Below are 12,164 nucleotides of genomic sequence, written 5' to 3' on the forward strand. Positions count from 1 at the left end.
AAGCGAGATCGACGGCACGCCCACGAGCTTGTGGGGGTGCACCTTGCAGTAGTCGATGAGCCAGTCGTTGGCGAGCTCGAAGCAGGCTTCCTGAAGCTCCGCGTCCTCCAGGGCGAACAGGCGGAGGCCCAGGGTCGGGTACAGCACCTCGGCGGACACTCCGTCCACCGCCATCTCCTCGACCCGCGCCCTGGGATCGTGGCCGCCGGGCTTCTCGCCGATGGCGTTCCGCGGCGGGAACTCGGGATAGCGGCCCTTGAAGCTCTCCGGAAGATTCTTCACCCACAGGTCCGTGGGCTCCATGATGTGGGAGTCCGCGGATACGATGATCTCGGTGGCAGGGTCCAACTCGGGGTTGGTGGTCGTAGGCATGCTTACGCTCAAGTTTCGATCCTCCTGTTCTTTTTGTTCAGCTACTTCTTATGCTTTTTTGGGCTGATTTGTCCACCGCTTGGGCGGAGCCAGCAGGATCGGCTCCGCCTACTTCCGATTCCACTTCGGGTCCCGTCAACCCGGACCAGCCCCGGGGTTCCAGTTGCCGCGGGAGGGGGTGTGTTCGGGGCTCCCGCGTGGACAATCTCCCCTAACCATTCTAGACTGCTACCGACGGCGTCTGACTTTTCAGAAGACATGGAAATGGTTGAGTTAGACGGTACCGCTGTGACCAGGCTTTGCCGCGCTTGAAGGAGGTAGCCCATGGCTAGAACAGCGAAGCCGACCCGGGAGATCATTCAGAATGTCGTAGACAAGAACTACGCGGCATTCCGCAAGCAACTCCCGACACTTCTGGCGACTCACCAAGGTCAGTTCGCCCTCCTACGCGACGAGCAGATCATAGACTTCTTCGGGACGGCAACAGAGGCGGCCGCATATGCCCAGAGCAACTTTGATGATGATCTGTATTCCGTCCAAGAGGTGACGGATACGGCGATTGATCTCGGGTGGTTCTCGCATGCCGTCCATTAGGAAGAGTTTCGATCCGCGAATCGGACCCGTCATCACTTTTGGGATAGCCAAACCCCACCCTTCCGCAAAGCCACGGCCAAGCCCCCTGCACCAGGATGCGGTGGGCGTGAACGCGCTGGTGGACACTGGCGCCACCAGGACTTGCGTTACGGCGGAGATTGCCCGGAAAGCCGGCCTGCGAGTCATGGGGAAGACCCCCATCAGTTCGGTGCATGGAACCGAAGATGCAAACGTCTACGTCGCCGACATCCTGTTGTTCGTCGATCTTCGTCTATGCGACTTCCGAATGACCAAGAAGCATGAGTTCATCCTGAGCCATTAGTTAGGCGCTCCTGCTACATCGCCCCTTTCGCTCTCCGACCCGACTCCTTTGCGTCGCTGCGTCTCGAGTGTCCTCCTCCCATGCAACCACGACGCCAGTGTGCTATGAGGAGTCCAGCAATGCGGCCGGAGCACCCCCGGCCGCGAAATCCATCATCGGAGGCAACCCATGACGACCATGATCACGGGCGCGGGGCTGGTGGGCTCCCAGATCGCGCGCATCCTCGTGCAGCAGGGCGAGAAGCCGGTGCTGTTCGACATCGCACCCAACCTTACCGCGCTGGCGGACGTTGTCGACGTGGGCAGCGTGGCCCTGTTCCGCGGCGACCTGTTGAATCCTTTCGACCTCGGCAAGGTCATCCAGGAGCACGGGGTCACGCGCATCGTCCACACCGCCGCCTATCCCAACCTCGGCACGGGCGCCCAGGAGAACCCGTACGGCGCCATCCAGGTCAACATCATGGGTACCGCCAACGTGTTGGAGGCGGCGCGCCTCCACGGCGCGGAGCGGGTGGTCATGATCAGCACCGCGGCGGTGGCCCGGGGCGTGGCCGGGGGCGAGGACAACGGCGACCGCAGCAAGGAAGAGGCGCTGCCACGGCCCAACTCCTTCTACTCCGCCACCAAGTGGGCGGGCGAGAACCTGGGCTACAACTACGCGCGCTCCCACGGCGTCGATTTCCGCGCCGTGCGCTTCCCCAACGTCTGCGGCCCCTGGATCCCCGGCGGCGGCGGCCGCCCCAGCGCCATGTTCCGCACGCTGGTGGAGAAGTCGGTGGACGGCGTCGAGCACACCATCCCGCCCGGCGTCATGGAATGGCTCTATTCCAAGGACGCGGCCCGGGGCGTGGTGCTGGCCCTCCAGACCGAGGGCGTCAAGAGCCGCGTCTTCAACCTCGGCGTGGGCAAGCCCTACGACAACCAGGAACTCATCGACATCTTCAAGCAGACGGTCCCCGGCGCCAAGCTCAGCATCGACGAGAGCGTGGCCACGTCACAGACATCGTCGGTCTTCCTGGACATCACCCGGGCTCAGACGGAGCTGGGCTTCGACGCCGAGTACGACATCCCGGCGGCAGTTTCGGACTTCGTGGGGTGGTACCGGCGGCTCAAGGGGAAGGGAAACTGAGGACGACGCCCATGACGGATTCAAACGACTACGTACCCCCGAAGGTCTGGAAATGGGAACGCGAGAACGGCGGCCGGTTCGCGAACGTCAACCGGCCCGTCGCCGGCGCCACCCATGAGAAGGAGCTGCCGCGAGGCAAGCACGCCTTCCAGCTCTACTCGCTGGGAACGCCCAACGGCGTGAAGGTGACGATCATGCTGGAGGAGTTGCTGGCGGCCGGCCACGCCGGCGCGGAGTACGACGCCTGGCTCATCAACATCCGCGAGGGCGACCAGTTCGGCTCCGGGTTCGTCGCCATCAATCCCAACTCCAAGATCCCGGCGTTGGTGGACTACTCCATGCCCACGCCCACGCGGGTGTTCGAGTCGGGCTCGATCCTCCTTTACCTGGCCGACAAGTTCGGCGCCTTCGTGCCGGACGACCCGTCGGAGCGCGCCGAGTGCCTGTCCTGGCTGTTCTGGCAGATGGGTTCCGCGCCGTACCTCGGCGGCGGCTTCGGCCATTTCTACGCCTACGCCCCCTACAAGATGGAGTACCCCATCGACCGCTTCACCATGGAGGTGAAGCGCCAGCTCGACGTCCTCGACAAGCGCCTCGCCGAGAACCGCTACGCGGCCGGCGACACCTACACCATCGCCGACATGGCCATCTGGCCCTGGTACGGCATCCTCACCACCGGCAGCCTCTACGGCGCCGCCGAGTTCCTGGACATCCAGACCTACACCCACGTCCTGCGCTGGTTCGACGAAATCGCGGCGCGCGACGCAGTGAAACGCGGGCGCATCGTCAACAAGAGCAGCGGTCCGCTCGACCAGCAGCTCCGTGAGCGGCACGACGCCTCCGACTTCGAGTTGCGCACGCAGGACAAGATCGAGGCGGCCGAGTAGCACGCCGGGTCCGCCGGGCAAGCCCCTGGACCGAGGCAAGGACAAGATGGCGGTTGTCGTAGAGCCCGGTGGCGACGTGCATCGGGACTCGGCCGTCAGTTGGCGCCGTTTGTTCGCCGTATTCTGGCGCATCGGGATACTGTCCTTTGGCGGTCCGGCCGCGCAGATCGCGCTCATGCACCGTGTCCTGGTGGAGGAGGAACGGTGGCTCGACGAGCCAAGATTCCTGGGCGCGCTGAGCTTCTGCATGCTGCTGCCCGGCCCCGAGGCCATGCAACTCGCCACCTACTCGGGGTGGCAGCTTCGCGGCGTGCCCGGCGGGTTGGTGGCAGGCCTCTTGTTCGTGGTGCCGGGCGCGCTGGTGGTGCTCGGGCTGGCGATGCTCTACGCGGTCGGGGGCGACCTGCCGCTGGTGGCCGCGCTGTTCCTGGGGATCAAGGGCGCGGTCCTGGTCATCGTCATCGAGGCCCTGCTGAGGGTGGCGAACAGAGCGCTGCATTCAGCCGTGCACTGGATCGTCGCGGGCTTGGCGTTCGTGGGAATCTTCTTTCTGTCGGTCCCGTTCCCCGTCATTATCCTGGTAGCCGCCCTGGCCGGATTTCTCCTGCTGGGCGGCCGGAGCACCGGACAGACCGGGTCCGGGCCGGGCGGCGCGCCGCTGTCCGGTACGGCGCGGACGGTGGCGTTGTGGATGGTTGTGTGGTGGGCTCCGGTGCTGCTGCTGGTGGCGGTGGGCGGCTACGACATCCTGGTGCAGCTCGGCAACTTCTTCTCCCGCCTGGCGGTGGTCACCTTCGGCGGCGCCTACGCGGTGCTGGCCTATCTGGCACAGGACGTCGTGACCCATCACGGCTGGTTGACCGCCGGCGAGATGATGGACGGCCTGGGGCTGGCGGAAACCACCCCGGGGCCGCTGATCCTTGTCACGGAGTTCGTCGGCTACATCGCGGGGTACAGGGCGGGCGGGCTCAGCATGGGCATCGCCGGCGCGTTGGTCACGCTCTGGGTCACCTTCGCGCCATGTTTCCTGTGGATATTCGCGGGCGCGCCCTACATTGAGCAACTCACGGCCCAGCCGCGCCTGAATGGCGCCCTGGAGGCGATTACGGCGGCGGTGGTGGGCGTCATTCTCAACCTGTCCATCTGGTTCAGCCTGCACGTCCTGTTTGCCGAGCTGTCGTCCCGGCGAAGCGGCCCGTTCAAGCTCCTGGTGCCGGACTTGTACTCCCTGGACTGGCGCGTCCTGGCGGTCGGCGCCGTCAGCGCGATCATGCTCCTCTGGCTACACCAGTCTCTCATGAGAACCCTGGGTGTCGCGGCGCTGATGGGTCTCGGTTTCGGGGCGATGGGCTACCTCGCCGGATGACGGAACAGGCAGGGGGACACCTCACTACTCAAAGGTTGTACAATGCTCGGGCGTTCTGACGCCACGTAAGCGAGGACCGGCCTTCAGCAGCGTATCGCTTGGTTGTCGATCCTGCCCAAGAGTTGCTCGATTATGTCGCTCGCCTCGCGTTGTCGTCGCAGCCGGTCCTCACGTTGATCAGGATCGTTACCCTCGCCTAGTTCGAAACGAGCGACCGCGACCGGCCCGTCCTTTTGGTAGCCCTCGACTTGCTTGTCCCCCGCGAAGCGATCGCGAAGGACCTCCAAGGCGTTCCGAATGATCTTGCGGTGCTCGCCGGTGAGGGCTTCGTTGAACATCTCCGCGACTCGATCCGGACCGTCAGGCGCCCACTCGATGCAGTAAATCAGATCGTGCGCGTCCTTGCGTTCGAAGCGGTCGTCGTAGGCAAAAGCCTTCAAGCAAGTGAAGCTTACCAGGTTGGCGTGTTTGATCTTCTCGGTCGCGATCCCTGCGCCGTCGAGTAGTTCGGCCTGAACTGCGGTGGTTTCGTGAAGGTCAAATACGATGGATGCGTGCGGGATGTTGAGTGCCGAAATACTGCCGTCCGTGGGCAGTGGCCGGACCTTGCCGCCAGCGATTTCGGGCGCGTCCGCTAACAGTTCGAGTACCACGGGCTCGCCCCGTTCGGTACGCTTCTCCCAGCGCCAGGAGACTTTCTGGCCGCTGTCGTTCGTCGCCCGCTCAAACCCCATCCTGCGCAGATTTTCCTCAAGTGTGTGATAACCGTCGGTGTCGGTCAGGATTTGTAGCTCGATGACGGTGTCGACGTCGACCGTGCCGGCATGTGGCTCCACGGCCGGTGGCTTGGCCGGTACTAGGTAGCGGGGCGTCAGTCCGCCGACGAGAAAGATACTTTCTTTCCATGGGCCTAGTCCGCGTAGCAGGGTTATAAGGATACGCTCACAATCGAGTGTTTGCGCAGTGCTGTACCCGGTGATGGTCGGAGGCTTCGCCATCAAAAACCAATCCGCTCACGGCGCAGGTGGTCCGCCAGTTCCTTCGTGCGCCCTTCGCCGTGCGCCAAATCGAGATAAGCCTGGACCGGACTGGCCAGCCAAACTCCGTCCAGTTGATTGCGAAACAACAATTCGTCCAACGACTGGACGTCAATCACCGCCAAGTTCATTCCCTCGCTGACAACACGGGCATCAAGCTCGCGGAGGGCTTGTTCTGCGATTTGCCCGGCCAAGAGTCGGCAGCGGACTCGTGAGACGGCCGACAGGAACGGAGCATAACGTTGGGCCGCTGCTTCGTGAGTGATTGCGTAGTCGGCATCGTGAGCCGCAAAGACATGAGCTATCTTTTCGAACAGTCCCTCTGCTCGAACCGAAGGCACGAAGAAGCGCCTCATCAGGGGAGCCGGCAACGCCGCATGCTGTTTGACCCACGCGTCCAATAAGGCGGCAGGTTCGACCAAATGTCGCTCCTTGTTCCGACCCAGACCACGAGAGACCACCCACTCATATCTCTCCAACTCGGCCAGGACCTGCAAGGCGGTGGCGGGCGAGACCCGCGCGCGGTGTGCGAGTTCTTTAACTTGGTACCATTCGTCGTGGACAAGGAGCGCATGCAGCACCCGCGCCCGCCGTCCTGAGAACAAGGACCTTATGGATCTCGACAAAGGCTTTGAGAGCGGCCTGTCGACATAGAGATGGACGCCTTGGGCAGGAACGTATAGGCTGCCACCGCCGTCATAGTAGCCTACTCGCTCGCTTTTCAGTATTTCCCTGGCTCCCGGGGATATCGACTCGGCGACCAAAACGGGGACCGTTTCGCGTCCTTGCGGTACATTTGCCTGCCGGCGACCGAAATCCTTGATTAACCATAGTTTCTGGTGAACATCACGAGGATAGAGAACCTTCATAACCTCGATCAACAAGGTGATGAGCTTGCCCGCTACCCGAAGATTACACTTGACGTCATATTGCGGAGTAGACGAGGCGCCGGGCGACCGAGGTGGCTGCAGGAAGACTTGCACGACCCGGACATCCACCCCGGGTACCTGTCGAAGAGATTCCAGAAACTGGTCGACCAGTTGTCGTTCTTTTAGCGCAGGGACTGGCATTGTATTAGCAGATACGCTGTACAGCAAATCTACTAATATATTGGCAATAATGCAAGAAGTTTGTATAATTGCTGTGCAGTAAATATATGCTTTGCGATGAATTAGAAGCGGGCTGGGTTACGCCGTGGCCTTCTTGCCTCAACCCTCACAGGTTGTACAGCGCCCGCGCGTTCTCCCCACAGATCTTCGCTTTGACCTCCGGGCTCAGGCGCGGGTCGTTGGCGACGCCGTCTATGGCCAGCAACTCGGTGGCGCTGTCGGCGTGGCCGTAGTCGGTGCCCACCACCAGGTGGTCCTCGCCGGCGTTTTCGACGACGTAGGGAAGGTCGTCGGTGGTCTCGCACCCGACCCAGATCCGGTTCCTTGCCAGCAGCTCGTTCCGATTGAACCCCTGCTCCTTTATGTATGGGCGTTTGTGCAGGTCGGTCAGGGCGTAGGGCAGCCACTGCGCGCTGACCTCCAGGAACCCCATCTTGAGTTGTGGGAACCGCTCGGGGATACCGCCCGCGACGATGGTGTGGAACGCCCCCACCACCACCAGCTTGAACTTCGAGAAGGCCACGGGCTCGTACTTGTAGTAGTCGAACAGCACGGAGCTGCCGTTGGAGGCGTGGATGCACACCGGGACGTCCAGCCTGCCGGCGGCGTCGTACACTGGATAGAAGAAGGGATCGTTCAGCAGCCGCTCACCCTCGGAGCCGCGCATGTAGATGCCTACCGCGCCGTTCTCCTTGGCCAGCCGGGCTTCCTCGTACACTTGGTCCGGGCTTAGGAGGGGCACCACGGCCACCCAGCGCAGGCGGTTGTCGGACTGTTTCCAGCACTCGCCCATCCAGCGGTTGTAGCTGCGGCACAGCGCCAGCTCGATCTCGGGGCGGGGCGTCAGCGGGATGATGAAGATGGTGGGGAAGATGACCTGGATGTCCACCTTGAGCTCATCCATATGCTTGAGCCGCACCGCCACGTCCCGCAGCTCGCGGGACTCCAGCGGCGTGTCCTTGCCCACGTTGCGGGTCTTGAGCCGCAGGGTGCCGTCCACCAGCCAGTACTCGTCCCCGGAGCCGGAGCCGTTGGTGGAGCCGACGACTTCGGGCCGGTACTTGCGGTCGGCGCCGTCCATGAACTCCCAGGTCTCCTCGGTTTCGAGAACGTGTGCATCAGCATCGATTCTGAGCATTTCGGTTTCCTCCACTGTCAATAGGACTCTTCCAGGAGCCTGCGCCGCAGAAGACTGGTTGAATTGTCACACCCCCGGATCGTCATTCCCGCGAAAGCGGGAATCCAGGGGTGGGGAGGCGGGGAAACGCCGCTGTAGTGCCCCACCACCGCCCCTGGATTCCCGCTTTCGCGGGAATGACGACTCGGGGGGTTTGGCGCCAATTCTTGTCCGGACGACGTTTTGACACAGCCTGTTTCGCGGGAATGACGATCCGGGGCCTAGCCGCCGAATACTTCGTCATCGGTCCCGGGACCGAGAGCCTCACAGACTATACAGCGCCCGTGCGTTCCCCCCGGTAATCTTGGCGACCGCCTCCGGGCTCAGGCGCGGGTCGCTGGCGACGCCGTCCAGGGCCAGCAGTTCGGTGGCGCTATCGGCGTGGCCGTAGTCGGTGCCGACCACGAGGTGGTCGTCGCCGGCGGTGTCGATGACGTAGGGGAGGTCGTCGTTGGTCTCGCAGCCGATCCAGATGCGGTTCTGCGCCAGCACGTCCTTCTTGCTGAATTCCTTGCCCGTCATGGTGTAGCGCTTGTAGAGATCGCTCAGCGCGTAGGGCAGCCACTGGGAGCCCACTTCCAGGAACGCCATCTTGAGCTTCGGGAACCGCTCCGGGATCTTGTCCATGATGATGGTGTGGAACGCGCCCACCACCACCAGCTTGAACTTGGAGAAGCCCACGGTCTCGTACTTGTAGTAGTCGTAGAGCACCGAGCTGCCGTTGGAGGAGTGGATGCACACGGGGATGTCCAGCCTCTGGGCGGCGTCGTACACGGGATGGAAGTGCGCGTCGCTCAGGAGCCGCTCACCCTCGGAGCCGCGCATGTAGATGCCCACCGCGCCGTTCTCCTTGGCCAGACGGGCTTCCTCGTAGACCTTGTCGGTGTTGAGCAGCGGCACCATCGCCACCCAGCGCAGGCGGTTGTCGGACTGTTTCCAGCACTCGCCCATCCAGCGGTTGTAGCTGCGGCACAACGCCAGCTCGATCTCGGGGCGCGGCGTCAACGGGATGATGAAGATGGTGGGGAAGATGACCTGGATGTCCACCTTGAGCTCATCCATATGCTTGAGCCGCACCGCCACGTCCCGCAGCTCGCGGGACTCCAGCGGCGTGTCCTTGCCCACGTTCCGGGTCTTGAGCCGCAGGGTTCCGTCCACCAGCCAGTACTCGTCCCCGGACCCGGAGCCGTTGGTGGAGCCGACGACCTCGGGCCGGAACTTGCGGTCGGCGCCGTCCATGAACTCCCAGGTCTCCTCGGTTTCGAGAACGTGTGCGTCCGCATCGATTCTGAGCATCGTCCGGTCCCCTTTCTTGGGCGCCCTCCGTTCCCTGTAGCTTAAAGTCAGTCCCCGAATCAACGCTCGGCCACGCCCCGACGGGGGCGTGCCGAGCGAAGCAGCGTAGTTTCTGGTTGCACGCGACGAGGAGAAATTTTCTTGTGTTTTGCGGAGACTTATGTATAAACGTCATGATTTTTTGAAAAAGCCATCCATAATATACTTATGGGTAAACTAGGAAACCACCTGCCGGCTCATTCAGAGAAGGGGCCGCGAGGAACGGACAAGTGACCGAGGGAACAAGGAGGCAGGTCGATGCGTTGCGACACCGTTCGATGGTTGTCTTTCGAGAACGCGGTTCAAGTTCATGCTCTCCGCGGGGCCGGCGGCGTGACCGCTCCGAAAGGGTTGTCGGGCTTTCGCCGCGCGGCCGCGGTGCTGACGGCGGCTTTCACGGCGGCGGCCGTGCTGGGTCTCGCCGGTGTCGCGCGGGCCCAGACCCCGGGCCTGAGCGTCGCGGACGTGACCGTGAGCGAGTCGGCCGGCAACGCCACGTTCAGAGTGACACTGACCGAGACGGCGACCGTGGACGTGACCGCGGACTACGCGACGTCCTCGTCCGCGGGTGCCACCGCGGCCACGGTCGGCGCCGACTTCACGACCTCCAGCGGCTCCGTGACGATTGCCATGGGCCAAAGCGAGGCCACCTTCATGGTTCCGGTCCTTTCCGACATCATAGACGAACAGGACGAGACCTTCACGGTGACCCTTAGCGGAGCCGCGCCGAGCGGCACGGTGACCATCTCGGACGCCACGGCCACGGGGACCATCACTGACGACGACCCGGCGCCCCAACTCGAGTTCATCGTGTCTCCGGCGAGCATCACCGAGCGGGGGGGCACGTCGATGTTGACCATCGGCACGGGGAGCGGCTCGACGTACGAGGGGGACGAACAGATCACGTTCACGCTGGCGGGGGGGAGCACCGGGGATTCCGCGGACTACACGATTTCACCGTCGCCGCCGCTGACCCTGCCGGCGGGCATGGGGACGATGGCCTCGACGGTGACGGCGCGGCTCACGGCGGTGGCCGACATGACGCCGGCGGACGAGACGCTGGTGCTGGTGGCGATGCACGGCACGGAGACCATCGGCACCCGGACGGTGACCCTGACGAAGCCGACGCTGAGCATCGCGGATGCGACGGCGACGGAAACGGACGCGTCGGGGACCATGAACTTCACGGTGACCCTGAGCGAGGCGGTGAACGAGCAGGTCACGGTCGACTACGCCACGGCGAGCACGGGGGCGACGGCGACGGCGGGCGCCGACTACACGGCGGCGACTGGAACGGTGACGTTCGCGGCGAACGTCACCACGGCGAGCTTCGCGGTGACGGTGCTGGGAGACAACATCGACGAGACCGACCAGGAGACGTTCACGGTGACCCTGAGCGCGGCGAGCGGGAACGTGAGGATCGAGGACGGCAGTGCCACGGGGACCATCAACGACGACGACGCCGCGCCGGCGCCGACGGTTTCGCTGAATACGCCCATCGCGGAGGCGGGCGGGACCTCGACGATCACGGTGAGCACGGGCACGGGGTCGACCTACGAGACGGCGCGGACGGTGACGCTGATGGTAACGGGCGAAGCCCTGGACGGGCCGGACTACACCATCGACACGAAGACTCTGGAATTGCCGGCGGGGGTGGGTACGGCGGTCTCCACGGTGACGACGACGGTGACGGCGGTGGACGACAAGATCGACGAGAACGACGACGGTTCCGCCAATGACCAGCCCGAGACGATCATGGTCAGCGCGAGCATCGCCGGCAGCGGCATCGGGGAGGTGCAGACCGTTCACATCACCGACGATGATGCCGCGCCGGCGCCGGCGCTGGCTCTGAGCAGCCCGGTGATCGCGGAGCCCGCGGGGGCCTTGACCGTGACGGTGAGCACGGACGCGGGCGCCACTTTCGAAACGGCCCGGACCATCACGCTGGAGGTGTCGGGCGAGGCCACGGAGAACGAGGACTACACGCTCACCAAGACGCTGACGCTGCCGGCCGGGACCGGGACGGAGTCCACGACGGTGACGACGACGGTGACGGTGGTGGACGACCTCATCGACGAGAACGACGACGGCAACGCCAACGATGTCCCGGAGACCTTCACGATCAGCGCCAAGGTGGGGAGTGCCCCGGCCTTCGGGACGCAGACCGTCAGCATCACGGACGACGACGACGCGCCGGCGCCGACGGTTTCGGTGACGCCGGAGATCAACGAGGCCGGCGGGATCTCGACGGTCACCGTGAGCACGGTCGGGGGGTCCACCTACGAGACGGCCAAGGTCGTGACGCTGACGTACACGGGCGTGGCGGTGGTGGGCACGGCCGCGGTGGGCGCGGACTACACCGTCGGCGACATGACGTTGACGCTGCCGGCGGGAACGGGCATCGACCCCAAGATGGTCACCACCAAGGTGATGGGGGTGGATGACAAGATCGACGACAACAACGACGGGGGGGCCAACGAGGTTCCCGAGACCGTCGAGGTCGGCGCCTCCATCGACGGTGGTGCCATCGGCGCGACGCAGACCATCCGCATTCGGGACGACGACGCCGCGCCGGTGCTGCTGCTCGCGGTGGCCACGACGCCGATCGACGAGGCCGGCGGCACGTCGACGGTGACGGTGCACACGGGCAGCGGGTCCACCTACCCCATCGACGAGACCATCACGCTGGTGACCGAGGGCACGGCCACGCTCGACGAGGACTACGAGATCGGCGCCGCGACGCTGACGCTGCCGGCGGGGGTGGGGACCGGGGGCTCGACGGTGACGACAACGGTCACGGCCCTGCAGGACGGCAACTACGAAGGGGTGATCGCGGC

11 protein-coding genes are annotated in these 12,164 nt (G+C 64.2%); 6 read left to right on the top strand and 5 right to left on the bottom strand.

Annotation, left to right across the window (positions count from 1 at the left end; genetic code table 11):
- On the bottom strand, nucleotides 1-384 hold a 384-nt coding region (locus OXF11_05310), incomplete at its 3' end, for a hypothetical protein (protein ID MCY4486520.1).
- 312 nt (nucleotides 385-696) lie between these two features.
- On the opposite strand from OXF11_05310, the gene OXF11_05315 reads away from it, so the two are divergent.
- From OXF11_05315 to chrA, 5 genes are all read left to right on the top strand, one after another.
- On the top strand, nucleotides 697-966 hold the full coding sequence (locus OXF11_05315; protein MCY4486521.1) for a hypothetical protein: 270 nt from the start codon (nucleotides 697-699) through the stop codon (nucleotides 964-966).
- A gap of 106 nt (nucleotides 967-1,072) precedes the next feature.
- Entirely contained in the window at nucleotides 1,073-1,288 is a 216-nt protein-coding gene (locus tag OXF11_05320) for an aspartyl protease family protein (protein ID MCY4486522.1), read from the top strand.
- Between the two features lie 168 nt (nucleotides 1,289-1,456).
- Nucleotides 1,457-2,416 carry an NAD(P)-dependent oxidoreductase gene (locus tag OXF11_05325; protein ID MCY4486523.1) on the top strand — a complete coding sequence of 320 codons (960 nt, stop codon included), beginning with the start codon at nucleotides 1,457-1,459 and terminating at the stop codon, nucleotides 2,414-2,416.
- Nucleotides 2,417-2,427: 11 nt separating this feature from the next.
- The gene (gene yghU / locus OXF11_05330) at nucleotides 2,428-3,303 is read left to right on the top strand and encodes a glutathione-dependent disulfide-bond oxidoreductase (GenBank protein MCY4486524.1); all 876 of its coding nucleotides are present in this window, start codon (nucleotides 2,428-2,430) and stop codon (nucleotides 3,301-3,303) included.
- Nucleotides 3,304-3,349: 46 nt separating this feature from the next.
- Nucleotides 3,350-4,669 carry a chromate efflux transporter gene (chrA, locus tag OXF11_05335; protein ID MCY4486525.1) on the top strand — a complete coding sequence of 440 codons (1,320 nt, stop codon included), beginning with the start codon at nucleotides 3,350-3,352 and terminating at the stop codon, nucleotides 4,667-4,669.
- A gap of 83 nt (nucleotides 4,670-4,752) precedes the next feature.
- On the opposite strand, the gene OXF11_05340 is transcribed toward chrA, so the two are convergent.
- From OXF11_05340 to OXF11_05355, 4 genes are all read right to left on the bottom strand, one after another.
- Nucleotides 4,753-5,667, bottom strand: a complete 915-nt coding sequence (locus OXF11_05340) for an antitoxin (GenBank protein MCY4486526.1) — start codon at nucleotides 5,665-5,667, stop codon at nucleotides 4,753-4,755.
- Nucleotides 5,667-6,689: a hypothetical protein gene (locus OXF11_05345; protein MCY4486527.1), complete on the bottom strand. Its 1,023-nt coding sequence runs from the start codon at nucleotides 6,687-6,689 to the stop codon at nucleotides 5,667-5,669. The genes OXF11_05340 and OXF11_05345 overlap by 1 nt, the downstream gene beginning before the upstream one ends.
- Nucleotides 6,690-6,921: 232 nt before the next feature.
- A complete protein-coding gene (locus OXF11_05350) occupies nucleotides 6,922-7,953 on the bottom strand; it encodes an amidohydrolase family protein (GenBank protein ID MCY4486528.1) in 1,032 nt (343 codons plus the stop codon).
- 303 nt (nucleotides 7,954-8,256) lie between these two features.
- A complete protein-coding gene (locus OXF11_05355) occupies nucleotides 8,257-9,288 on the bottom strand; it encodes an amidohydrolase family protein (GenBank protein MCY4486529.1) in 1,032 nt (343 codons plus the stop codon).
- A gap of 297 nt (nucleotides 9,289-9,585) precedes the next feature.
- Here OXF11_05355 and OXF11_05360 point away from each other — a divergent pair.
- The coding region (locus tag OXF11_05360; protein MCY4486530.1) for a hypothetical protein at nucleotides 9,586-12,164 on the top strand (2,579 nt) is incomplete at its 3' end.

Source organism: Deltaproteobacteria bacterium (assembly GCA_026712905.1).
Classification (GTDB): Bacteria; Desulfobacterota; Binatia; order UBA9968; family JAJDTQ01; genus JAJDTQ01.